The sequence below is a fragment of the Caballeronia sp. A2-2 genome, from assembly GCF_057612605.2.
Genome location: NZ_CM172587.1, coordinates 831,973 through 857,252 on the forward strand (window position 1 = coordinate 831,973; position 25,280 = coordinate 857,252).

19 protein-coding genes are annotated in these 25,280 nt (G+C 59.8%); 15 read left to right on the forward strand and 4 right to left on the reverse strand.

What is annotated here, in order from left to right; translation table 11 throughout:
• Positions 1–27: 27 nt before the first annotated feature.
• Positions 28–1,119, reverse strand: coding sequence for an AI-2E family transporter (locus ACZCWR_RS04040; protein ID WP_487302442.1), 1,092 nt, complete (start codon positions 1,117–1,119; stop codon positions 28–30).
• A 121-nt stretch (positions 1,120–1,240) separates the two neighbouring features.
• Positions 1,241–4,114: an excinuclease ABC subunit UvrA gene (gene uvrA / locus ACZCWR_RS04045; RefSeq protein ID WP_487302443.1), complete on the reverse strand. Its 2,874-nt coding sequence runs from the start codon at positions 4,112–4,114 to the stop codon at positions 1,241–1,243.
• 297 nt (positions 4,115–4,411) lie between these two features.
• Here uvrA and ACZCWR_RS04050 point away from each other — a divergent pair, with 297 nt between their 5' ends.
• From ACZCWR_RS04050 to ACZCWR_RS04105, 12 genes are all read left to right on the forward strand, one after another.
• Positions 4,412–5,614, forward strand: a complete 1,203-nt coding sequence (locus ACZCWR_RS04050; protein ID WP_487302444.1) for an MFS transporter — start codon at positions 4,412–4,414, stop codon at positions 5,612–5,614.
• Between the two features lie 120 nt (positions 5,615–5,734).
• On the forward strand, positions 5,735–6,265 hold the full coding sequence (locus ACZCWR_RS04055) for a single-stranded DNA-binding protein (protein ID WP_487302445.1): 531 nt from the start codon (positions 5,735–5,737) through the stop codon (positions 6,263–6,265).
• A 134-nt stretch (positions 6,266–6,399) separates the two neighbouring features.
• Positions 6,400–7,662 carry a tyrosine-type recombinase/integrase gene (locus ACZCWR_RS04060; protein ID WP_487302446.1) on the forward strand — a complete coding sequence of 421 codons (1,263 nt, stop codon included), beginning with the start codon at positions 6,400–6,402 and terminating at the stop codon, positions 7,660–7,662.
• On the forward strand, positions 7,637–9,181 hold the full coding sequence (locus tag ACZCWR_RS04065) for a site-specific integrase (RefSeq protein ID WP_487302447.1): 1,545 nt from the start codon (positions 7,637–7,639) through the stop codon (positions 9,179–9,181). The genes ACZCWR_RS04060 and ACZCWR_RS04065 overlap by 26 nt, the downstream gene beginning before the upstream one ends.
• Positions 9,178–11,187 (forward strand): integrase, encoded by a 2,010-nt coding sequence (locus ACZCWR_RS04070; RefSeq protein WP_487302448.1) that lies wholly within the window; start codon positions 9,178–9,180, stop codon positions 11,185–11,187. Before ACZCWR_RS04065 ends, ACZCWR_RS04070 begins: the two co-directional genes overlap by 4 nt.
• On the forward strand, positions 11,184–11,618 hold the full coding sequence (locus ACZCWR_RS04075) for a hypothetical protein (RefSeq protein ID WP_487302449.1): 435 nt from the start codon (positions 11,184–11,186) through the stop codon (positions 11,616–11,618). Before ACZCWR_RS04070 ends, ACZCWR_RS04075 begins: the two co-directional genes overlap by 4 nt.
• Positions 11,618–12,058, forward strand: coding sequence for a VPA1267 family protein (locus ACZCWR_RS04080; protein WP_158948125.1), 441 nt, complete (start codon positions 11,618–11,620; stop codon positions 12,056–12,058). Before ACZCWR_RS04075 ends, ACZCWR_RS04080 begins: the two co-directional genes overlap by 1 nt.
• Positions 12,055–14,298: an ATP-dependent DNA helicase gene (locus ACZCWR_RS04085; protein ID WP_487302450.1), complete on the forward strand. Its 2,244-nt coding sequence runs from the start codon at positions 12,055–12,057 to the stop codon at positions 14,296–14,298. Before ACZCWR_RS04080 ends, ACZCWR_RS04085 begins: the two co-directional genes overlap by 4 nt.
• A 751-nt stretch (positions 14,299–15,049) precedes the next feature.
• Complete coding sequence (locus tag ACZCWR_RS04090; protein WP_487302451.1) at positions 15,050–15,697, forward strand: response regulator; 648 nt, start codon at positions 15,050–15,052, stop codon at positions 15,695–15,697.
• A 112-nt stretch (positions 15,698–15,809) separates the two neighbouring features.
• Positions 15,810–16,493: a response regulator gene (locus ACZCWR_RS04095; protein WP_487302452.1), complete on the forward strand. Its 684-nt coding sequence runs from the start codon at positions 15,810–15,812 to the stop codon at positions 16,491–16,493.
• Between the two features lie 153 nt (positions 16,494–16,646).
• Positions 16,647–17,249, forward strand: a complete 603-nt coding sequence (locus ACZCWR_RS04100; protein WP_487302453.1) for a response regulator — start codon at positions 16,647–16,649, stop codon at positions 17,247–17,249.
• Between the two features lie 182 nt (positions 17,250–17,431).
• Complete coding sequence (locus ACZCWR_RS04105; protein WP_487302454.1) at positions 17,432–20,332, forward strand: ATP-binding protein; 2,901 nt, start codon at positions 17,432–17,434, stop codon at positions 20,330–20,332.
• Between the two features lie 65 nt (positions 20,333–20,397).
• Here ACZCWR_RS04105 and ACZCWR_RS04110 read toward each other — a convergent pair whose 3' ends face one another.
• Entirely contained in the window at positions 20,398–21,324 is a 927-nt protein-coding gene (locus ACZCWR_RS04110; RefSeq protein WP_487302455.1) for a LysR family transcriptional regulator, read from the reverse strand.
• Positions 21,325–21,743: 419 nt separating this feature from the next.
• On the opposite strand from ACZCWR_RS04110, the gene ACZCWR_RS04115 reads away from it, so the two are divergent.
• From ACZCWR_RS04115 to ACZCWR_RS04125, 3 genes are all read left to right on the forward strand, one after another.
• On the forward strand, positions 21,744–22,901 hold the full coding sequence (locus ACZCWR_RS04115) for a porin (RefSeq protein WP_487302456.1): 1,158 nt from the start codon (positions 21,744–21,746) through the stop codon (positions 22,899–22,901).
• Positions 22,902–23,099: 198 nt separating this feature from the next.
• Positions 23,100–23,501 (forward strand): CHRD domain-containing protein, encoded by a 402-nt coding sequence (locus ACZCWR_RS04120; RefSeq protein WP_487303237.1) that lies wholly within the window; start codon positions 23,100–23,102, stop codon positions 23,499–23,501.
• Between the two features lie 22 nt (positions 23,502–23,523).
• Positions 23,524–24,420 (forward strand): alpha/beta hydrolase, encoded by an 897-nt coding sequence (locus ACZCWR_RS04125; protein WP_487302457.1) that lies wholly within the window; start codon positions 23,524–23,526, stop codon positions 24,418–24,420.
• Here the strand turns inward: ACZCWR_RS04125 and ACZCWR_RS04130 are convergent.
• A complete protein-coding gene (locus ACZCWR_RS04130; RefSeq protein ID WP_487302458.1) occupies positions 24,410–25,252 on the reverse strand; it encodes an EcsC family protein in 843 nt (280 codons plus the stop codon). The genes ACZCWR_RS04125 and ACZCWR_RS04130 overlap by 11 nt on opposite strands.
• Positions 25,253–25,280 lie beyond the last annotated feature (28 nt).

Genomic DNA, 25,280 nt, shown 5'->3' on the forward strand with positions numbered 1-25,280 from the left:
GAGATTCTTCAGCGGGCTTTTGGGGATTTAAACCAGGCGCATATAGATCAACTCGCGTTTGATATACGCGTAAAAAATCGGTGCGGCAATGACGCCGGGTAATCCGAATGCGGCTTCCATCGCAAGCATGGCCAGCAGCAATTCCCACGCGCGCGCTTCGATCTGTCCGCCGATAATCCGCGCGTTGAGAAAATACTCCAGCTTGTGAATAAGGATCAGGAATCCAAGCGATGCCACCGCCGTTCCAAACGAAACGGACAAGGAAATCCCGACGATAATCGTATTCGAAATCAGATTGCCAATGACCGGCAGCAACCCGACGATAAACGTAATCAGCACCAGCGTTTTCGACAGCGGCAAGCGCTCATGGAAAATCGGCAGCGCGACCAGCAGATAAAGCGCGGTAAAAACGGCATTGATCGCCGAAATCTTGATCTGCGCGAAAACAATACGACGAAACGCATCCGAGAAACGCGATACGCGCGTGACGAGCGCCATCGACAACGGCAACCGGTGATGCGTCTGACGCGGCGCGCTCACCGCGATGATCGCGCCGATAATCATCCCGATCACGATATGCCCGAGCCCGCGCGCCATTTCCTTGCCGCCTTGCTGGATCATCTCGGCGTGCTTGTGCATGAGTTCGGTGGCCTTGTCGCGCATCTGGATGGAATCCACCGGCAAGTAATTCGCGATCCAGTCCGGCACGGAAAGCCGCGCGCTCGACGTGATGCTCATCAACTGATCGAGCAGCTTTTGCAAACTCGGAAAATCCTGCTCGAAGTGTTCGATGGTGCCCACCGTCAGCGCCGTCAAGCCGCCGACGATGATCGCCGAAATCAGACCGACCGCGATCAGCCGCGCGCCACGGCTCATGACATGACGCTCGATCATTGGCGCGATCATGTGAACGAGCTGGTACACCAGCAAGCCCGCGAGCAGGCCGCCCAGCAGCTTCAGTTCGAGCGTGATCCACATGGCGAAAATGGCGAGCACATAGCTGCCGATCTCCACCGCCGACAGCTTCGGCATGCTCATGTCGCTCGTCAGCCTGACGGGACGGGCGGGCAGGTCCCGCACGCGTCGCTCCTCGCTGGCTGCTTCGTTGCGCTTCCCCATGACTGCGTTCCTTCCCCTGCTGCATACGACGGTTATTCGCGTCGGCGCGCGCGTGGCGCATCCGGACGGTCTGATTCCACTTCCGGCGCTCGCCACGCGGACCGCGGCGAGCGCGCAAACGTCACGCCGCCGACTTGGGCCGTTGCAGCAAAGGTGCCAGATATCTGCCGGTAAAGCTCGCCTTCGATTTCGCGACCTGCTCCGGCGTCCCCTGAGCGATGATCTGCCCGCCGCCCGCGCCGCCTTCGGGACCGAGGTCGATCACCCAGTCGGCGGTTTTGATCACGTCGAGATTATGCTCGATGATGACGACCGTGTTGCCCTGATCTCGCAGCCGATGAATCACTTCGAGCAGCAGCGCGATATCGTGGAAGTGCAAACCGGTCGTCGGTTCGTCGAGGATATACAGCGTCCGACCGGTGTCGCGCTTGCTCAGTTCCAGCGAAAGCTTGACGCGCTGCGCCTCGCCGCCCGACAGCGTGGTGGCCGACTGGCCCAGCCGAATGTAGCCCAGACCCACTTCCAGCAGCGTCTTGAGCTTGCGCGCGACCACCGGCACCGGCTTGAAAAACTCGTGCGCGGCTTCCACGGTCAGGTCCAGCACTTCGCTGATGTTCTTGCCCTTGTACTGAACTTCGAGCGTTTCGCGGTTGTAGCGCTTGCCGTGACAGACATCGCAGGGCACGTAGACATCCGGCAGAAAGTGCATTTCGACCTTGATGACGCCATCGCCCTGACACGCCTCGCAGCGCCCGCCCTTGACGTTGAAGGAGAAGCGGCCCGGATCGTAGCCGCGTTCCTTCGCCGCCGGAACACTCGCGAACAGTTCGCGGATGGGCGTGAACAGCCCGGTATAAGTGGCCGGATTCGAACGCGGCGTGCGTCCGATCGGCGATTGATCGACGGCGATCACTTTGTCGAAGTGTTCGAGGCCTTCGATCGATTCGTACGGCGCGGGCTCCGTTGCCGAACCATACAGATGCTGCGCGACCGCATGCTGAAGCGTGTCGTTGATGAGCGTGGACTTGCCCGAACCCGACACGCCCGTCACGCAAGTCAGCAGCCCGACCGGCAGATCGAGCGTCACGCGCTTCAGATTATTGCCGTACGCCTCCATGATGCGCAGCCGCCGCTCGTCCGGCGCGTTGCGCTTTTCCGGATAACCGATGCTGCGTTTGCCCGACAAATACTGCCCGGTGACGGAGTTCGCATCCTTGATGACTTGCGCCGGCGTGCCTTGCGCGACGACCACGCCGCCATGCACGCCCGCGCCCGGCCCCATGTCCACGACGTAATCCGCCATGCGGATCATGTCCTCGTCATGTTCGACGACGATCACGGAATTGCCGATATCGCGCAAATGCTTGAGCGTGTCGATGAGCCGGTCGTTGTCGCGCTGATGCAGACCGATGGACGGTTCATCGAGCACGTACATCACGCCGGTCAGCCCCGAACCGATCTGCGATGCCAGACGAATGCGCTGCGCCTCGCCGCCCGAGAGCGTTTCCGCGCTGCGTTCCAGCGACAGATAATCCAGCCCGACGTTATTCAGAAACGACAGCCGCGCGACGATTTCCTTGATGACTTTGTCCGCGATTTCGCCCTTCGCGCCATCGAGCCTGAGCGTCTGAAAATAGCCGAGCGCATCGCGCAGCGGCCATCCGCTGATCTCGAAGATGCCGCGCGCCTGATCGCCGCCGCCTACTTTCACGAAGCGCGCTTCGCGGCGCAGACGCGTGCCTTCGCACGCCGGACACGCTTGATTGTTCTGGTATTTCGCAAGTTCCTCGCGCACGGCGGAGGAGTCGGTTTCGCGGTATCGGCGTTCCAGATTCGGGATGATTCCCTCGAACGCGTGCTCGCGAACCGAAGCGCGCCCGCGCTCGTTGATGTACGAGAACGGAATAACCTGCTTGCCCGAGCCGTACAGCAGCGTTTGCCGCACTTTCTCCGGCAAATCCTCGAACGCTGCGTCGATGTCGAACTCGTAGAACGCCGCGAGACTTTGCAGCATCTGAAAATAAAACTGATTGCGACGATCCCAACCCTTCACCGCGCCCGCCGCCAGCGAAAGCGACGGATGCGCGACCACGCGCTTTGGATCGAAGAAGGTGATTTGCCCCAGCCCGTCGCATTCCGGGCACGCGCCCATCGGATTGTTGAACGAGAACAGGCGCGGTTCGAGTTCGGGCAGCGAGTACGAGCAAATCGGACACGCGAACTTCGAACTGAACAGCTTTTCCTGCTCCGTGTCCATTTCCAGCGCGATGGCGCGGCCATCGGCGAGCCGCAACGCCGTTTCGAACGATTCCGCGAGGCGCTGCTTCATGTCCGGCCGCACTTTCAAGCGGTCGATCACGACATCGATCGTGTGCTTGTCGTTTTTCTTGAGCTTCGGCAGCGAATCCACTTCGTAGATTTTCGCGACGCCTTCGTTCGCCGTGCCGCCGCCCGAGCGAATGCGAAAGCGGATGAAGCCCTGCGCCTGCATCGCCTCGAACAGTTCCGTGTGCTCGCCCTTCCGGTCCGCGACGACGGGCGCGAGGATCATCAGCTTGGTTTCGTCGGGCAGCGCGAGCGCGGCATCGACCATTTGCGAGACGCTTTGCGCCTCAAGCGGAATGAGATGGTCCGGGCAATACGGCGTGCCGACCCGCGCGTACAGCAGACGCAGGTAATCGTGAATCTCCGTGACGGTGCCGACCGTCGAACGCGGATTGTGCGACGTCGCCTTCTGTTCGATGGAAATCGCGGGCGACAAACCCTCGATCAGATCGACATCCGGCTTTTCCATGAGCTGCAAGAACTGCCGCGCGTAGGCGGACAGGCTTTCCACGTAGCGGCGCTGACCTTCGGCATAGAGCGTGTCGAACGCGAGCGAGGACTTGCCCGAACCGGACAATCCCGTGATCACGATCAGCTTGTGACGCGGCAAGTCGAGACTGACGTTCTTCAAATTGTGGGTGCGAGCCCCACGAATACGAATTTCTTCCACGAGTTTGTTCCGCGTGATTGTTCCGCTCCCATGCGGAAAGTGAGAGGAACCAAACCTGCTACTATAACGACTTTTAAAGGGCGCAGCGCCCGCGCCAAAAGGCGCGAGAGCGGCAACCGAGTCGTTGGCGGTCATCTGCCGAGCATGCGGCGGCCGTTGGTTTCATATAGTGCCGGGCGGTCGTTCGACAAGGTCCGGCGACAAAGCATCGACGACTTCCCTGCAAGAACAAAATCGGCCGCGCCGGGTCCTGCCCGCAGCCGCGCCTCGCGCCAACCTCATTCAACTCCGCTTCTGATGTCCAATCCGTCTGCCACGTCCACACGTCTGAGCGCGCCGGAATTGCGCGCCACCGTGTCGCTCGCCGCCATCTTCGCGCTGCGCATGCTGGGCCTCTTCATGATCATGCCGGTGTTTTCGATCTACGCGAAAACCATCCCCGGCGGCGACAACGTGCTGCTCGTGGGCATCGCGCTCGGCGCTTACGGCGTCACGCAGTCGATGCTCTATATCTTCTACGGCTGGATTTCGGACAAGCTCGGGCGCAAGCCGGTGATCGTGTTCGGGCTGCTGGTGTTCGCGCTCGGCAGCTTTGTCGCGGCGGCGGGACATTCCATGGCGTGGATCATCGCCGGACGGGTGATTCAGGGCATGGGCGCGGTGTCGTCGGCGGTGATCGCGTTCATCGCCGACCTGACGCACGAGGAAAACCGCACCAAGGCCATGGCGATGGTCGGCGCAAGCATCGGCGTGTCGTTCGCGGTGGCGATCGTCGGCGCGCCAATCGTCTTCCACTGGGTCGGCATGAGCGGCCTGTTCACGGTGATCGGCGTGCTGTCGATCGTCGCGGTGGGCGTCGTGCTGTGGATCGTCCCCGATCCGCCGATGCCGCCCGTGCACGTCAAGGCGCCATTCGCCGAAGTCCTGCACAACGTCGAACTGCTGCGGCTGAATTTCGGCGTGCTCGTGCTGCATGCCACGCAGACGGCGCTCTTTCTGGTCGTGCCGCGCATTCTGGAGGCGGGCGGGCTGCCGGTGGCATCGCACTGGAAGATTTACCTGCCCGTGATGGGGCTGGCGTTCGTCATGATGGTGCCCGCCATCATCGCTGCCGAGAAGCGCGGCAAGATGAAAATCGTCATGCTGAGTGCGATTTCTCTTATCCTGTTCGGACAGTTGTTATTGGGCGCGGCTCCCCATACGCTATGGTCCGTGGCCGCCATTCTGTTCGTGTACTTTCTCGGCTTCAACGTGCTGGAGGCATCGCAGCCGTCAATGGTGTCGAAGCTGGCGCCGGGCACGAGAAAGGGCGCGGCGGCGGGGGTCTACAACACGACGCAATCGATCGGTCTCGCGCTGGGCGGCGTGGTCGGCGGCTGGCTGCTGAAGGCCGACGGCGCGAGCGCGGTGTTCTTCGCGTGCTCCGCGCTGGTGCTGGCGTGGCTGGTCGTCGCTGCGTGGATGAAAGCGCCCCCGCGCAAGGTCGAACGCGCGGCCTGAGCGAAATTTTTTACAGACTTTTGGAATCGAGTCGGCGCGGGGCCGGTCGGTCTTCGTTTCGACGATCGACCTGATGTTGCCCTTTCGCCTGACTGAAGCAAGGAATCTACCGGAGAAATCATGGCATCTGTCAATAAGGTCATTCTCGTCGGCAATCTGGGCGCGGACCCGGAGACCCGCTACCTCCCGAGCGGCGACGCCGTGGCAAACATTCGTCTCGCGACGACCGACCGCTACAAGGACAAGGGGTCCGGCGAGTCCAAAGAGCTCACCGAGTGGCATCGCGTGGCGTTCTTCGGGCGCCTGGCGGAAATCGTCAACGAGTATCTGAAGAAGGGCTCGTCGGTGTATATCGAAGGGCGGATCCGCACGCGCAAGTGGACCGATCAATCGGGACAGGAGCGCTATTCGACCGAAATCGTCGCCGATCAGATGCAGATGCTCGGCGGACGCAGCGGCCCGAGCGCCGGTGGCGACGACGCAGGCTACAGCCGCAGCGCGCCGGCTGAGCGTTCCGGCAGCGGTGGTGGAGGCAGCAGCGGCGGCCGCGCACCGGCTTCGGGCGGTCGCCCTGCCGGTGGTGGTGCGAGCCGTCCGGCCTCCCCGGCAGGCGGTGGTTTCGATGACATGGACGACGACATTCCGTTCTAAATCCGACTAAGCGTTTTTTTTGTTGGTAGAAGCCTGCTTCCCTTTTTGGAAGCAGGCTTTTTCTTTACCAACATATTTTTTTGTGCTTTACTGATGACGGGGATAAACTATTACTTGCTGAAAATGGTGGGTAGATGGCCGATTATTTTGCCAAGCGGATTCGGTTTCGGAATGGAGAGCGCCTTTCAGTTCTCCAGGTTTCCTTTGGACTTCCGGTCCACGAAGTCACGCTCTACCTAGACAGGTACAGACGGAAGGGGCGTGCTGCAAACACCATTCACTTCGTTTGCCTGACCTTGGCGTTGCTGTACCGGGAACTCGCTAAGGCCAAGGTAGACCTGCTCGGGCGTTTGTCCACGGGGCAATTTCTCACTGCTCCCGAACTGAACCGGCTTGCGTCATCGGTGCAGTATCGGATGGATGACCTCGATGCGGATGAGGTAGGCAAGGGCAAGCCCAATGTCATAAATCTGTTGCGAGTTCGACCCCGCCGGAAGGGCGGAGAGACGGAGCGTGAGGCGGTTGACGTTGCGACGCAAGCCTCTCGCCTCCGGTATATGGCCGACTATCTGGCGTTCCTGGCGGACTATGTCGGAAGCACGCTGCCTCAGCCTGAGCGCAGGTCACTCAAGGCTGAGAAAGAAGACGCTCTTACGGCATTCCGTGCAAACATCCCGAAGGTTTCAAAGCGAGCCAAGTTGAACGCTCGCGTGGGTCTGAGTGAAGAGGAAATGGCGCGAATTCTCGCCGTCGTTCACCCTGAATCACCAGATAACCCGTGGGAGCGGGGTTTCGTCCGCCTGCGAAATTGGCTGATTGTTGTACTTCTGTTGGCAACCGGGATGCGGCGCGGGGAACTCTTGGGGCTCCAGATTGGAGACCTGCACCCCAGTGAGCCGAAGCTGCGCGTCATTCGTCGTGCAGACGCTGAAGAAGACCTTCGTCGCATCCAAGCCAACACGAAGACGAACGACCGCGAGATTGAACTCAGGCCGGCCATCATGAAAGCGCTATGGAACTTCATCAACAAGGACCGCCGTGCAATCAAGGCCGCCAGGAAAGTCCCGCAAATATTCGTCTCAGATGAGGGAAAGGCGCTATCGCAATCCAGTGTCGACAAGTTGTTCGCGCAATTGCGCGCGGCGTGTCCTGGGTTGCCAGTGAGGTTGACGAGCCACGTTATGCGTCACACGTGGAACGACCGATTTTCCGAGCAGGCCGAGGTCCTTGGGCTTAGCGATGCGGTCGAGGAGAGGGCGCGAAACGCTCAGCAGGGCTGGAGCGATAACTCCGCGATGGCCGCCACTTACACGCGTCGGCATACCGCTCGTAAAGGGCGACAGGTTGCATTGAAGCTGCAGGAGCGACTTGATGAAAAACTCAAACAAGATAAATAAAGAGCGCTCAACTGGCCTCGCGCTTCGGCTGCCGGACGTCGCATTCACCCGGCGGGGCATCGCATTCAATCCGAACGACGATGTATGGGATTGGATTGACGGGCCGTTCCGGCTCCATTTGGATTTCCGCAAGTTCGATGGACCGTACGCGTTACTTCGCAAGCCATTGAAGCATGCCCTTCTGGTTTTCGCAAAAGGAAGCTCTGCGAGCCATTTGACGAACCTGTTTCAGGCATTTACACACTTTCTTGCGCTCCGGGACCCGTCTATCCCCCTGCCGTTCATCACGGCTGCGGAAGTGTCGAACTACGCTGCACGTCTCAAGGACCATGAGAAGTGGCGTCTGGGCACGTTGAATGTTTTGCTGCAGAAGTGGGGGGCGATTGGTCTTTACGGTATCGAGCCAGCTTGCACCAAGTACTTGCGCGAACGGCGTAAGCCGGGAAACACCAAGGGAAAGGCCGTCCTCACCCGGGACCCTGAGGAAGGGCCCTTTACCGAAGCCGAATACACGGCACTCTACAAGGCCGTTGATACAGCGTACGGCACTGGGGAAGTATCTCAGTGGGTCGCCGTTCTTACGCGATTGCTTTTTGCCTGCGGAGGCCGCATTTCCCAGTATGCGTCCCTCAAGGTAATGGACCTGACCGTACGCGATGGCACGTTCGTTCTTCGGCTTCCCCAAGTCAAGACACGAGAGGCGCACTCCCGCGTGTCTTTCAATGAATTCGATATAAGCCCACAGACGGGGCGGTTTGCCGAGCAGTACATTGATGGCCTGAGAGCCACAGGGTACGGTGACGACGCACCGTTATTTCCCGAAGGCGTCGTGATGGCGCTTGGGCCGAGGGTAGACCGGCGTGCCAACGATGACATGTTCTTTGGACACTGTACTAGCCAAGCGCTCTCTAAGGGGTACAGCGGTGCGTTGAAAGACATTGCTCCCCCCACTGAACGACTTGAGTTCGCACCCATCCCGGTCATTCCCAAGCGATTCCGGTACACGTTTGGCGTACGCCTTGCTGAAGAGGGTGCTAGTAAGACTGTCATCGCCGACCGGCTGGGACATGCGGACCTACAGCACGTCGGCGTCTACGTGCAGGCCTCGCCTAAGATTGCCGAAAACATCGACAAGGCGATAGGCACTCAACTGGCTCCTCTGGCTCGCGCGTTCAGAGGCCATCTGGTCGAGGACGAGCAGCACTCGACGCACAAGGGCGCGCCCGGTAGTCGCATCATTGACTTTCGGGTCTCGAAGGACCCGGTTGGCAGCTGCGCCGGCAAGGGTGGCGGATGTGCCTTCAACAAGCCGGTTGCGTGCTACACCTGTTTCAAGTTCGAGCCATGGCTCGATGCACCCCATCAAAAGGTGCTTCAGCGTCTGCGGACTGAACGCGAAAAGTGGGCAAGCGACCAGAGGCTCGCCGCAATCAACGACGACGCCATCCGCGCGGTCCAGGAAGTCATGGCCGAGTGCGCAGTGGTGTGGGCGCAGCGCGAGGAGGAGCCAACATCGTGAGCGCGACGGTTCTTCATTTTACGCCCCGTGCTGAACTGGAGCCGCAGGCCAATCTCGATGCTTTCATTGCGCTCTGCAAACAGTCCGAGGTGTTGGACGCTCGTGCGCAGTTCGGGCTGAACGTCTGGAAAATTGGGCGCCTGAAGGGCCACAACAAGGTTCACCGAGCGGTGTTCAGCACGCTGGAGGCTGCAAGCAACGACGCGCCTGAGCCGTGCATGCCACCGCCATTTCTTGACTTCGCCAAGGCGGCGCTCGTCTATCTGCACGACAAGCGGCCGGTCGTTTCGCAAAGCGTCCGCGTTGCGGCGTTGCGATGTCTTGAAGCGGCGTTGCGTGAGTGGAGCAAGGGCTCCCGGCCGACGGCGGTGAACCCTGATGTGCTGGACACCGCCGTGGAGCTAGCCAAGAAGCAGGTCTCGCTTGGCGTTGCGTACCGGATTGCTGGACAGCTCGAGATGATTGCGGAGCTGATGAGCTCCAATGGCTTCATCTCGCTCCGGCAGCCGTGGGCTCACGGTATGAAAAAGCCCCAAGAGCTAGGGTCCAGAATTTCGAAAGCGGCGTTGGCAGCACGACAAGAAAAACTGCCTTCAGCGGCGACGTTGCGAGCACTAGCCGGCATCTTCCATCAGGCTACCGAACCGGCAGACGTGCTGGTCTCCAGCTACACAGCGTTGTTGGTCTGTGCGCCAGAGCGCATCAATGAAGTTCTCCGGTTACGCAGGAACTGTTTGGTCGAAGGGGACGGCGAATTCCACGGAAAGTTCGGACTGCGTTGGGCGGGGTCGAAGGGGTTCGAAGACACGACGAAATGGCTTCCTTCCGAAATGGCACCGATTGCAAGAGAAGCGGTCGCGAAGCTTTTAAAGATGACGGTACACGCACAGGAGATTGCGGCCTGGTACACCGCAAATCCAGCGTCCCTGTTTCTGCATGAGGCCGCAGAGCACCTCCGTGACCAAGAGCTGTTGACGGCAGCGGAGCTGGCCTTGGTCTTATGGGGCGACGGGGTTACGAAGAAATCGAGGAACGCCGCGAACACTTGGGCCCGCGCTAAACATCTCGCCGGAGTGCCGCTAAGCGGCCGCCGGATTGGTTACCGGTTCGTCGACGTGGAGCGTGCGGTGGTCGCCATGCTGCCAGCAACGTTCCCCTTCGTTCCTGGCGCCCCTGAGCTCCTATGCAAAGACGCCATGGCTATTATTGGAACCAATGGAATGCATCTTTCGAAGGCGACCTACCTCTGCATGTTCCACTGCATCGATTACAGCAGCGTCACAAATGGACTCGGTATCGCCAGCCGAAGTTCCATCTTTGAGCGCTTCGCATACACCGAGGACGACGGCTCACCTATCGAGCTCAAGAGCCACAGCCTGAGGCATTATCTGAATATGCTGGCTCAGATGGGCGGCCTCAGCAGTACTGAGATTGCCATCTTCTCTGGTCGCAAGGATGTCGGGCAGAACCGAGCCTACGACCATATGAGTTCGGACGAGGTGCAGGCGCCCATCAGCGCGGCTCTGAAGGCCGGGTTCACTTCGAATTTGGTGGCCACGGGCGGACGGGAGCTCATCCTACGCAGTGAGTTCCAAAGAATTGGTATCGTCGCCGCCCACACAACCGAGTACGGCTGGTGCACCCACAACTTTGCCAGCGAACCTTGCCAGATGTACCGCGACTGCATGAACTGTGAGGAGCAGGAGTGCGTCAAGGGCGAAAAACACAAAGAAGCCAATCTTCGTTTGCTGAAGGGCGAGACGGAATACCTGCTCGGCCAGGCTCGAGAAGCCCTGAGCGACGAGGAGTTCGGCGCCGACAATTGGGTAAAGCATCAGTCCCAGACGCTTGAGCGAGTCAATGCCATGCTGTCCATTCTGGAGGACCCATCGGTGCCGCTTGGCGCTCGAATCCGGCTCGACCTGGCCAACGCTCCGCTCATCTCCGATGCCAATGCGCGACCCGTCAACGTCCTGAAGAACACTGAGCGAGAGGTGCTGCCATGAAGAAGACTCGCGCGCCCGACCTGACCGAAGAGCGAATCAAGGTCGTAATCGATATCCTTGACGATTGGACGGGCAAGCTCACGTGGGACTTGCTGTTGGACGCAGTGGAGAAGGCCTCCGGCGTCAGGTATTCACGCTTCACGTTTGCAGAGTACGCGGAAATAGCCAACGCCTTCTCGCTCAAGAAGGATGCGCTACGCGGTACGTGGAAGGGCGAACCCAGTCAGCCTCGGGATGAGCGGGTCCGGGCAGCGCTGGAGCAAACGGCCCGCTACAAGGCCAAGGTAGAGCGCCTCGAGAAGGAGAATCAGCTACTCCTCGAGCAGTTCGTCACGTGGGCAACCAATGCTGAGCGCAAAGGCGTGACGATGGCTATGCTCAATACCCCGCTGCCCAAGCCCGAACGGGACCGAACCATAAGGGTGAAGTGATGGCGAGCGGACAGCAACTGGCGGAAGAAAACGTCCGGAAGTTTGCGACCTGGGCTGCTTCGAAAACGGATGAGGACTTCCGTAACATGGTGGCACGTGGAGTCCTGTCACGGACGGAAATTGCTGCCGAATGTGGTTTTGCCAAGTCGGCGCTGGCACAGAATCCTCGCATACGCGATGCGCTGAAGGCTCTCGAGACATCGCTGCGAGAGCGTGGCGTGCTCCCGCCTGTCGCGTCGGTTGGGGAATCGGAGGCTGACGCCGCCATTCCGGTGCGACGAGTTGAACCCATGCGTGCAGCGCGGGATGCGGAGCGCCTGTCGCGGTTGGAGCAAGAAAACGCTAGCCTGCGCGCGGAAAACGCCGAACTCAAGCGGCTGTTAGCTCGCTTCTCGGTGCTGCAGGACGCCTTGGCTGAGACCGGGAGGCTGCCTCGATGACGGAAGCCGTCACGGTGACGCTCCGGGTAACAGGCGTGCGCTCGCAGAATCCTCGCGGCTTCGGCGGTGCAATCTTCACCGGCGTTCCAATCGACGCGACCGGTTCAGTTCCTGACACGCGTGCGTATGTCGTAGTTAAGGCTAGCCGGACGGCGCTAGGCACCACGCGTGTGGAGCGCGGCCAGTGGTGGCATGTCAGCGGTCCGGTTACCGAGCGGCGTGTCGTCGTCGACGGCTTCGAGCTGCTTGAGCGGCAGGTGGAAGCTGCCGTCCTTCATCTCGCGATGCCCGCCGGCGAGCACATCATCAAATATATAGCCGATAACCCCGCGTTTGAGGGCCTCGGTTCAGTCAAAGCGCGTCGGCTGTGGGAGCGATTCGGCGAGCGCCTGTATTCCATCTTGGACGCGGGAGATGCGTCGACGTTAGCTGACGTGTTGACTGACGACGCCGCGCAGACTCTGGTCAACGCCTGGGCAGAGCACGGCCAGTCGCAGACACTTCAGTGGTTGCAGGTGCATGGCTTTGACTTGAGCGTCGGTCGCAAGGTATTGAGGTACTTTGGCCGCGAGGCGCAGGCCCGCATCGAAGAAGACCCTTACCGCCTCCTTTCTTTCCTCGGCAAATGGACAGATGTCGACCGGCTGGCGATGACGCGATTTGGCGTTTCGGCGGATGACCCGCGACGCCTGCGCGGCGCGGTCGAGGAAGCATGCTACCGGATGTTTGCCAATGGCCATACGGCCATGCTCAAGTCTGACCTCGAAAAGCTGGTGGTTCCGCTTCTCGGCGAATCACGAGGCGTGTCCTGGCGAAGCCTGCTTGCCGAAGCTATGAGCGAGGGTTTGGCCAATGGCAGCGTCGTGGAGAGCGCCTTCGGGTTGCAGCCGCTAGGCGCGCTGGTCATGGAGCGGCAGGTGGCCAAAGCGATTTGCGAACGGCTGACAGGCACTGTGCATAAACTGCTCGCCCGCGCTGAGGTGGACCGAGTCATCGCAGCGGTCCAGGCGGAAGACGGAATCAGCCTGAACCAGGAGCAGCAATCCGCCATACATCTTGCTGCGGAGCAGGCGTTCGCTTGCATCACGGGTGGGGCTGGTGTTGGCAAGACAACCGTCCTCAAGTCGCTCTACCGTATCTACGACGGTGCGGGTGTAAGGGTTCTCCAGGTCGCTCTCGCGGGCCGTGCCGCCAAACGAATGCAGGAGGCAACCGGCCGCGCGGCCGCGACGATTGCCAGCTTCCTGAAGGCGATGCGAGATGCTGACTTCGACGGCCCCACCGTGCTCGTTATCGATGAAGCGAGCATGGTCGATATCGTTTCGATGAGCCGTATCTGTGAAGCGCTACCCTCCCGGGTGCGTCTGCTGCTAGCTGGGGACCCTCATCAGTTGATGCCTGTAGGCCCTGGATTGGTCCTCCATTGCATCATGCGGACGCAAGCCATACCCTCCGTAGAGTTGATGACAGTGAAGCGATACGGCGGTGAGATAGCTGAGGTGGCGTCGGCGGTTCGCGCCGGAGTCTGGCCCATCGTTGGAGCGGACCACGCAGCTGCGGTCGCCTTCATTCAGTGCGAAGAGCGGCAGATTGCCGAGCGAGTCGTCGAGCTGTATGCCATGGACCCCGAACGCACTCAGGTGTTGTCTCCCTTGCGTAATGGGTTGGCGGGAACGAAAGTTCTGAATCAGCTATGTCAGGAGCGTTTCACGAAGGGGTGTGCTGCAGTAACCCGGTGGAATGACGAGTTCGAGAGGCCAGAGCATTGCGGGTTCAATCTGGGCGACGTGCTCTTGTGTACGCGCAACATGTGGGACAAAGCGCTGCAAAACGGGTCACTCGGCAAAGTCGTCCGGGTGGAAGCGCCGCCTGTTGCAGCAACCGCAGAGTCACCAGCAGTCCTCGCTTGGGTCGAATGGGACGATGGCATTCTCCGCGCGTTGACGGAGGACATGCTCGAGGATGTCGAGCTGGGTCGCGCGGTCACGGTGCATAAGGCTCAGGGCTCGCAATGGCCCCGTGTCATCGTGCCGGTAACTGACTCAAAGCTGCTAGACCGTACGCTGCTGTACACCGCCATCACGCGCGCGCAGATACAGGTTCTGCTGGTGGGCAATATGGAGGCGGCTCGCCGCGCAGTGCTTGCGCCACCAAAGGCACATACTCGCAAGGTAGCGTTGGACCTCGCGCTCGCGAGATATCTCGAGCAGGCCAAAGTCAGTGCATCCGAAGTAGCGTGATTCGCTGACAGCGCGGAACGGGTCAAGGGCGGGCGTCAGCCCGGCGTAGCGAACCCTTGACGCGCGCAGGGGTTCAGACGCTATGGCCTGGTTGGAAGCTCAGCATTATCGGGCTTCCGACCATGCCATTCTTATGCGTTCTTGCCATACACCTCAGCCTGAAGCGCTACCCACAAAACCGGGCTCGAGGGCTCGATATGCGTTGAAAACGCGCCTCGAGACTGCCGCTACCAACAGTCCTGTCGGGCGGGGTTGGCGGAGAAGCTTTCACTCACTCACATCGCGTCGACTACCAACATTTGTTAGTGTGGATAACCGTTCTGACCGATCGAACCTGAGTAGTCACGAAAAAATCCCCGGCGTGAGCCCCGGGGATTTTTTTTGCCAAGCACTTTCCGATTTATTGCGCAAATCGCCCCCAATTACGTTCGGTTTCGATACGCTGTCGAATGTCGTGACGAAAACATCGCAGGCTGGCTAAAAAACGCGCAGGGTAATGGGAGTTATCCTATGGCGTGCGAAATATATGCGACTTAGTTTCGAGAATAATCTATTAAAAGTCTGAGAGAAGAATGTTTGATTGTCTGTTGCCAAGTAATCCGATCCTTTTGTTGTCCTCGGCATCTATCTTTTATCAGATCAGTGTCCTAAGCAAAAGCGAACTTGGTTTTATCGGCAAAACGAAGTAAGCCCGCCTCGGACACCATAAGCTGTGAATCAAAGAGAGAAAACAAACTGATCCGGGGGGCCTTTGAAACTGCGTGTTGTACTAGCCGACGACCATCCCTTCGTAGTACTGGGAATGAAGGCGTTGTTCCGTGTGGACGACGGTATCGAGGTAGTGGGCGAGGCCACGAATGTGAGCCGTCTGTTGCTGGAATTGGCGCTCAAGCCATGCGATGTATTGGTGACCGACTTCGCCATGCCCGATCCCGGTCAGGATGCACACGACGGTCTGCGCCTCATCCGCCGCGTGCGGCAGGACTGGCCGAAAATAAACATCGTCGTGCTGACGAGCGTCAGCAATGTGGCCATTCTGCGCTCCATCCTCAACGCGGGCGCAATGAGCCTCGTGAATAAGGCGGAGCCCATCGAACTTGTCTCGATCGCGGTGCGCCACGCTTGTGTCGGGCGACGTTACGTGAGCGCGTCGTTCGTCACCGCGCTGGCGGAAGCGGGCGCCGAGACCGAGTTCTCGCCCGAGGAACCGAAGCTCTCGCCGAGGGAAGAAGAAGTCGTGCGTCTGTTCGCCAGAGGTCGGTCGATCACGGAGATCGCGCGAGAGTTGCATCGTGACGTTCGCACCATCAGCCGTCAAAAACGCGACGCCATGAATAAGCTTGGAATCCGAAATGATCCCGGTTTGTTCGCTTTTGTGCGCGCGCGTGGTTTGGGTTAATCGCTCTGAATTCGTTTCGGATGCATCTTATGTTGTTTCAGGTGTCGTTCGCCGATGCTAGTAAAAGGCGAATTTGAGTGGTTGCCAAAGTTAATTTTGTGTGGAGTCGGAAGTGTTGCAAATCGAAAATGACAGTCAAATATTCTCGCATTCGAAAAGGTTGAGATTGACGATCGCGGACGACCATCCGCTTGTGATTCTCGCCATCGAGCAGTTGGCTGGAAATTTTCCGAATGTCGAAGTGGTAAGTCGCAACGCGAACTCGACAGAGCTCGACGAATCCCTCGAGCGCGATCAGTGCGACGTCGCGATCATCGACTTTCACATGCCTGGCGGTCGTGCCGGTGACGGCATAGAGCTGATCCAGCATCTGTCGTCGCGCTACCCTGAGTTGCGCGTCATCGTACTTTCGCACAACGACAACGCAACGCTTGTCCGGCAGGCGCTCGACGCCGGCGCGCACGCGTTTTTGAGCAAGGAAGACCGGCTGGACCTGATTTACCTCGCCATCGTATCGGCGGTCGCGAACGAGACCTACCTCGGGCCTGCCATCCGCCGATCTCTCGCGGTGGCGAACGCGGAAGGTCATGCACGGTTCATTCGCCAACGTCTGACTGCACGCGAGATGGAAGTCATCGAGCGATACGCGCGGGGCACGAACGTAACAGAAATTGCGAAAGATCTTGGCCGTAGCGTTAAAACCATTAGCGCTCAAAAGTGCGCCGCCATGCGCAAACTCGATTTATCCAGCGATGCCGATCTCTACCGATTCATAGCCGATAGCGATCTTCTTTGAATTTTTTTTGTTTTTCAGAAACCTGCGCATCATGACGGCGCATCACCCTAGGCATAAGCGGATTCCTTAAAAGGATTGCCCGCTTGAATCAAAATAAACAAGAACATGAGACAAGATTCCCCAATACGCGCCATTGTCGCGGACGATCATCCTATGGTCATCAAGGGCGTCACCGCCTATCTTGAGCAAGATCGATCTGTCAGCGTCGTGGCCACCGCGCGCAACACCCTCGAACTGGCCGAAGCAATGGACTGCACACCGTGCGATTTCGTTATCAGCGACATCGGCATGGAAGGTATGGACGGCGAAAATAGTTCCATTGCATTTCTGAGACGATTGTCGTGGCTGTCTATCCGCCCGAGGCTCATCGTGTTGACGATGATCGGGCAAAGCCAGATGCTGGCCGGACTCATCCAGATCGGTATCGATGGCGTCATCGACAAGCGCGACGGACTCGCCTGCCTCTTTAGCGCAATGGCCGCCGTTCGGCAGGGACGACGATACGTCTCTCCCGGCGTTCAAATCTTGATCGATTCGCTTCCGTCGCACACGCCCGCTCGGGCTGGCGTGCTGAGCAGGCGCGAGTGGGAAGTTTTTCAGCTCTACGCGAGCGGTCTCCTGATCCCGGAAATTGCAGCGCGCTTTGGGCGCAGCAGTAAAACCATCGCAACTCAAAAGCGCAATGGCATGCGCAAGCTCGGCCTCGACACCGAAACGCAACTTGTCGAATTCTTCCGGCAAGTCGGGCTGGTTTGAGTGCCTCAACGCAGAAACTAAGAGCGTTTCGAGACTGAATTGAGATAGCTCTTATATTCGCTCGAACTCGTCCTGATCAAACTAGAAAGTCGCTCGCTCTTTTTATCGCGATGCCGTTCTCGCGCGCGCTGCGCTCATTCAAGGAGTTCGAATTGAGATCGTCATGGAAGTGGTGTTTGGCCATGCTTTTTCAGACCGTGTCGCCGCTTTCGTTTGCCATCGCGCCATTGCATGCCGATGCCGCCATGGCTGCGTCCGCCGGAACGGTCTCCGGGCTTCGACTGCTGCCCGCGCTGATCGGCGTTGCGGCCGTGCTTTTGGTCACCCTGCGTGCACTGATCCTGCTTCAACGTGAAAACGCGCGTCGCATCGAAACGGAACAGCGTTTGGCAACGCAACTCAGCTTCCAGCAGACCATGATGGAAGTCGTTCCGTATCCGCTGGTGGCGAAGGATTTGGGCAATCGCTATATCGCGGTGAATCGCGCTTTCGAGGAAGCACTCGGCGTGCGGCGCGAGGACATCATCGGACGAACGTGTCTGGAGGCTGCCGCGTGGGGCGCCGAGCAGAGCCATGTGCTGCACGAGCTTTGCTCGACGACCTTGCGCACGGGAAAACGCCAGGAAATCGAAGTTGAACTGCGCGATCGAAAGGGTCGCCCGGGCTACGGACTTTTCTGGACGGGCGCGTTCTCCGCTTCGAATGGCGAACTGGCGGGTGTCGTCGGCACGATGATCGACATCACCGACATTCGTGACGCCGAACTGCGCGCGCGTCAGACCGAGCAACGCCTACGCAATGTCGTGCGATCGCTGCCGGCGGTGGTATTTCAACTGCGTCGCTCGCAGGATGGCAAGTACAGCCTTCCGTACGTCGATGGCGATACGCGCCAACTCCTCGGCCTCGATCTGGCGGCCCTGGCGGGCGATCCCGCCAACTTGCTGCGTCATGTGGAAAGAGAGGACAGCGGGCGCCTCATGCACGAGATCGAAGCGTCCTCACGAACCCTCGAACCCGTGCACACGGAATTCCGATCCACCGTGAACGGCGTGATGCGCTGGATTCGCGCCGATCTCGTCGCGCATCGTGACGACGAGGGCGCGGTCGTCTGGAGCGGTTATTGGGCCGATGCCAGCGTCGAGCATGCTCGCGCCGAGGCATTCGCGCGCGCGAGAGACACCGCGCAGGCCGCATCGCGCGCCAAGGACGACTTTCTCGCGATGATGAGCCATGAAATCCGCACGCCGATGAATGGCGTGCTCGGTCTGGTCGAAGTCTTCGAGAACACGCCGTTGAACCCGGATCAGTCGCAAATGCTGGGCATGATCCAGGATTCGGCCAGCGCGCTGCTGCAAATTCTTGACGATCTTCTGGACTATTCCAAGATCGAAGCCGGACGCCTGACCATCGAATCGACGTCGATCGATCTTCGGGAACTGATCGACAACACGCTGGGTCTTCTGGCTGGCCGCGCGCACGAAAAGGGTCTGCGCGTGCGCGTGGATGTCGCGCCGGACGTGGCGGCAATCGTGCGCGGAGACAGTGTCCGTTTGCGGCAGGTGCTGTTCAATCTGCTGAGCAACGCCATCAAGTTCACCATCAATGGCGAGGTCACGTTGCAGGTGCGTGTCTTGGAAGGACTCGAGCGCGAGCAGGTCATCGAGTGGCGCGTGATGGATACGGGCATTGGCATCGCGCCCGAGGCGCAGGAAAGGCTGTTCGAACCGTTCGTGCAAGCTGAAACGTCCACGACACGGCGGTTTGGTGGAACCGGCCTTGGATTGACCATCTGCAATCGACTGGTCGAGTTGATGGGCGGAAAACTCACGCTCCGAAGCGAAGTCGGCGTAGGCACCGCGATGATGGTGCAACTCGCAATGCCCGTGGAGGCGCGTCAATACCAGATCGACGGACTGAATGGCCGGCGTGGCATCGTCGCGATCGAGGACGGGCATGTGGCGGATGCGCTGGTCAACTATGGTCAGGCGCTCGGACTGCAGTTGCAGCGCATGTCTCCTTCCGAGTGCATGTCGAATGAGAGTCACGCGTTCGCGGGCATCGACCTTGTCTTTCTGAGCGATACGCGCAAGGACATTCTTCCGGCCGGTTCGAGCGTGATTCACGTGACGGAGAAACCCAAGCCCACGGGTTATCGCATTCTCGAAGACGACATTCGCGTGAGCGTCAATCCCATCTCATGGCACGGGCTCGGCGCGGCCTGCGTGGCGGCGCTCACGGGCATGCCGCAGGTCGCCGCGCTCGGACGCGCGTCACGCGCCGAAGCGCCAGCGCGCGCGGCCGCGTTGCAGGCCGGGAAGCTCGTGCTGGTGGCGGAAGATCATCCAGTCAATCAGGAGTTGATTCGTCATCAGCTTTCGTTGCTCGGATTCGCCTGCGACGTCGTGCATGACGGAGTCGAAGCGCTCGCCGCCCTGGAAGCCACGCGATACGGTTTCCTGATCACTGATTGCCACATGCCCAACATGACCGGCTACGAACTCGCGCGCCACGTGCGCGCGAAGGAGCCGCACGGAACGCGGCGCTTGCCGATCCTCGGCATCACGGCAAGCACGGTGCCGGACGAGTTACGAAAGTGTCGCGATGCCGGCATGGACGATTGCCTCATCAAGCCGACACGGCTTGCAACCTTGCGCGATCATCTGAATCGCTACTGGATAGCGGGCGATGCGTTAGTCACTTCGCAGTCGAATGAACGGCGGCCGTCTTCGGAGGGCGGTGCCGAAGATGATCTGGATATCGAAGCAATGGCACAGTTATGGGGAAGCGAGGCCACGGTCAAGGCGCTGCTGGATGCCTTCGTGTCGTCGTTTCGCGATGACCTTGCCGCGCTTCGGACGCTGCTCGATCAGGGCACGGTCGAGCATTTGCGCGAGTGGCATCATCGCGTGATTGGTGCCGCAAGCGTTCTCCAATATCGCCCTTTGCTGGATGCGCTCGATTGCTTCCGTCAGGGTTTGCACACGAAGGCGCTGGCGCAACGGAAACAAGACGGCTTGGCGCTCGTGTCGCGCTGCGAACGCATGCTGGAGCGGATCGAATCGCAGGGCGCCGCGATGGTCTAGCTCTTGGTCGATTCAATGGGGAACGAAAGCGCGATCGTGAGGTCGCGTTTTTTTTGCCTGAGTCGTTACACGTTTGAACCCGCTTCGCTCGGCGCACGATCGCGAAAATAGCCAAGCGCGAAATCGACGAATGAACGCGTCTTGGCGGAGACATGCCGGCGGCCGGGATACACGATCGACACTTCCTTATCGGCATTGCTGAGCGTGTAGGAAGGCAGAAGGCGCACCAGCGAGCCCGCTTCGATGTCTTGTGCCACGTAGCTTTCGGGCAGCACGGCGATGCCCATTCCCAGCAGCGCGGCTTGTCGCAACATGGGCGAACTGTTGACGGAGTAGGTCGGGTCGAGACTGACGTCTTCATGCACGCCGTTTGCCGAAATGAACGACCACGTGGAGCCGTGGATATCCGAAGACGGCGCGACGAAGCGATGTTTCGCAAGCGCGGCGGGCCGCGCCGGCTCGCCGGCCTGCGCAAGATAATCCGGCGAAGCGACGAGTGCCGCGGCGACCCTGAACAATGGCCGATTGATGAGCGTGCCACTATTCACGAGATGCGGCACGACGATGCCGACATCGAAACCTTCATCCACGATATCGACCGGCCGATGCAACAAGGTCAGACGCAGTTTGACGTCCGGATAGCGCGCCTGATAGTCACGCAGCATCGGCGTGAGTTCGAGCTGCGAAAACGATGCCGATGCCACCAGTTTCAACGTTCCCGATGGATCGACTGAAGTACTCGCCACCGATGCCTCGACGGCTTCGACCTGATCGATCACCGCGCGGCAACCCTCGGCATAGTTCCGTCCCGCTTCGGTCAACGACACACTGCGTGTCGTGCGATTGAGCAAGCGCGTGTTCAGATGCGTTTCCAGCAGCGAGACATAGCGTGTGACGACGGCGTTGGAGATATCGAGTGCCGCCGCGGCGCGCCCGAAAGATTCGGTTTCCGCGACTTTCAGGAAGACGCGCATCGCTTGTAACTGGTTCATGGTGAAGAAGGCCGGAGAAGCGTTGTCTCGAGGTGAGACAGACACTTCCATCTCGCGTGCGCGATCTTATTCAGCGTTCTCAACCTATGTAATCGGACGACTCCGATGCGAACAGCCTGTCGTTCTAAGACAACTGTCGCATGTCCGCAACTTAAGATAAATCGAGAGATTTCGAGATAGGAGCGTGCGTCAGGTAAGTGCAAGTCACCTAAGCGTTAACTCATATTGAAATTCTATTTTTTGAATTGTTCGAAATGATTTTTGCGTTCCGTTGGGTGGCCGGGGCAAAAAGCCCGGTCCTACACTTTGGGCTGCCGAATAACGGTGTGAGGCATAACCCGGGGCACTGGGTACCAGACGTGCCACGGCGCCGGCTGAAGCAACCCATCGAGTCTCAGGACTCACTCAAAGGAATACGCATGAAAAAGAATCTTATCGTAGCGGCTGTGGCTGCACTGGCTGCATCGTTCGCTGGCGCGGCAAGCGCGCAAAGCAGCGTCACGCTGTACGGTCTGGTCGACGCAGGTCTGACGTACGTGAACAACGTCGCGACCGGTTCGGAATTCGGTTCGCAGAAGACGAACTCGTGGAGCATGTCGGGTGGCAATGTGGACATGAGCCGTTGGGGCCTGCGTGGCATTGAAGATCTGGGCGGCGGCATGAAAGCGGTCTTCCGTTTGGAAAGCGGCTTCGACGTGGCGAACGGCGGTTCGCTCGGTAGCGGCTTTGGCCGTCAGGCTTATGTCGGCCTGTCGTCGCAAGCTGGCACGGTCACGCTCGGTCGTCAAAACGACTCCGTGACGGACTACCTTGGCCCGTTGAGCGCCAGCGGTTCGTGGGGCGGTACGTATTTCGCGCACCCGGGCAACATCGACAACCTGAACGGCGACGCGTTCCATGAGAACAACTCGGTCAAGTTCCAAAGCGCGAACTATTCGGGTCTGTCGTTCAACGGCATGTACGCATTCTCGAACGGTGCAGGCAGCTTCGCCGCCAACCGCGCATACAGCGTCGGCGCTGGCTACGAAAACGCCGGCCTGAAGGTCGCAGCGGCTTACATGCAAGGCAACCAGATCCACTCCGCAAACGGCGGCGCGATCGTTGAAGGTCAGTCGGACCTGCCGAATCAAGGTTCGGAATTCAACGTCGATCGTCAACGTACGTTCGGTGCTGGTGCTAGCTACTCGATCGGCGCAGTGACGTTTGGCGGCCTGTGGACGCAAGTTCGTCAAGACAACAACTTGACCGGCGTTGGCGCGAACACCATCAACAACTACGAAGTGAACGGCCGTTACGCGCTGTCGCCGGCACTGTCGATGGGCGCTGCATACACGTTCACGAATTCGAAGTTCGCGCAATTCGACGGCGAAACGACCCGTGTTCGCTATCACCAGTTCGGCTTGCAGACCGACTACGCGCTGTCGAAGCGTACGGACATCTATGCTGAAGGCGTGGTTCAGATCGCCAGCGGTCTGCCGGAAGGCGAAGCGGTTTATGCAGGCATCTCCGGTGCGAGTGGCAACTCGTCGAGCAGCCGTCAGGTCCTCGTGACGACGGGTATCCGTCACCGCTTCTAAAGCGGGCTGCTGCGTCATACGCAGATGCTGAGTGGTAAAGAAGAGGGCGCCTTCGGGCGCCCTTTTTTCGTTAGTGTCACGCGTGCGAAGTGCGGTGGATCGTGCAAATGCACTACTATCTGCTCGCGTACCCGCCATCTAAGGAGAGCGACATTGACTTCGATTCGCCACCGTTATGCGTGTCAGGTTTCGGCCGTGATGCTCACGCTTTTCGCCTCGATCAATGCATATGCAGACACCGTCGCGCTCAAGGCGAACCTTCAGCCATCAAGCGAAGTGCCGCCACGTGTCAGCAAGGGCCACGGTCTGCTCGACGCCACTTTCGACACCGACACCAAAGTCCTTCAATGGACCGTGACCTACGCCGAGCTTTCCGGTCCCGCGACCATGGCGCACTTTCACGGACCTGCGCCGGTAGGCCAGAACGCGAAGGTGCAGGTTCCCGTCGACAAGAACGCTTTGACCAGCCCGATGAAAGGTCAAGCCACGCTCAGCGAACAACAGGTCACCGACCTCATGGCTGGCCAGTGGTACTTCAACATTCACACGCAGGAGAACCCGACCGGCGAAATTCGCGGTCAGGTGATGCCATCGAACTAAGAAGCGCGAACACGAAAACGCGATGAGCTGGCAACGCACGCTCGCCAGCTGGATCTTGCGGCGAACCATGCGCCCAAGGACCGCCGCGCCGGAACTCGATGTCGCGCACGCGCGCGCTCAGACGTCTCGACGGCTGTGGCTGCCGGACGTGCCGAAGGGCTGGCGTCTCGATATCCGCGAAGAGGCGAAGCATGCGCCGCTGCGTGGCGAATGGCTGACGCCCACACAACCTGCGCGCGCCACGATCCTGTACTTGCACGGTGGCGGCTACTACTTCTGCTCACCGCGCACGCATCGCGCGATTACGTTCGGGCTTGCCACGCGAGCGCAGGCGGATGTGTTTTCGCTGGACTATCGGCTCGCGCCTGAGCATCGGTTTCCGGCGGCGGTTGATGACGCCGTCGCGGCATATCGCGCGTTGCTTACAAGGGGCGGGAAAATTGTCATCGCGGGGGATTCGGCCGGTGGCGGACTCGCGCTCGGAACATTGCTCGCACTACGCGATTCCGGCGTCCCGCTCCCCGCAGGCGCGGTGCTCTTTTCACCGTGGACGGACCTCACTTGCAGCGGCGCATCGATGAAAACGAACGAAGGCCGCGACCCGATGTTCCACGCAACCGCCTTCCCGCTTGTCGCCGCGCAGTATCTCGGCGATGCATCCGCGACTCACCCATACGCATCGCCATTATCCGGCGACTTCACCGGCATGCCGCCGATGCTGATCCAAGCAGGCGACACCGAACTGCTGCTCGACGACTCAACCCGCATCGCCGAAAAAGCCCGCATGGCAGGCGTGCGCGTAGAGCTTCAAATCACGCCAAAAGCACCGCACATCTTCCAAATCTGGACACCCTTCATGCCCGAAGCGCGCGCCGCGCTCGACCGTGCCGCGCGCTTCATCGAATCAGTCACCGCATGACTTCGATGGTCTGATAAGCCCGCTCGACCGCTGGCGTCCCGTATTTCCGTTCCAGCCGACGCACCGTGAAATGCCCATGCGCCATCTGCTGAAAATGGTCGATGAACACGGTATTCACCATCGCGCCGAGCACCGCGCCGATCGCCGGAATCGACTTCGCCGCCACCTGCTCGCTGACCTGCACCGAAAACCGCGATGCGATGGTCTGCAAAAACTTGAGCAACGCCGTGGACCCGTGACTGCTCAAACCCTTCGTCGCAATTTCGCTCGTCGCGCGCGAAACCGACTGCGCCAACGCGCCACGCACGATGAAATAGCCGAGGTCCGCGTTATCGTCGTCCTTGTTCGCGCCGCCCATGCCGAGCACCATCATGCATTGCAACTGCGTATCCACGCGATGCACGTCTTCCCCCTCACTGCGCGCGATATCGCAGATCGAGCGAAACATGAGCGTCGTGGTGACGGGCAGTTCGACCGGCAGCGCGAACAAACCGAACGCGCCGCCCGCCGCGCCTGTAGTCGCAACCGCGAGCTTGTGCATCAAATTGCTCGGTTTGTCGGGCGGTGGCGCGAGCAGCGAATCGGACGCGCTTCCCTTGCCAATCGTGCGCAACGCAAGTTGCAGGCACTTCTTCAGCGCAAGTTGCGTGGCCTCGTCCACTTTCTCCTGCGCCACGTTCGGCAGCCGGTTCATGAGTTTTTCGATGGGCGCGCCCACGACACTCGCCAGCTTCATCGTGAGCGACGGGCTTTCGAGTTCTTCCTTGGCACGCGTGAGCGCGGCGAAGTCTTCGGTGTTGAGCGGCGAGGTGATGATCGGCGTCGGTTCCATTGCTTGATGCCTGATTTCCAAAACGAAA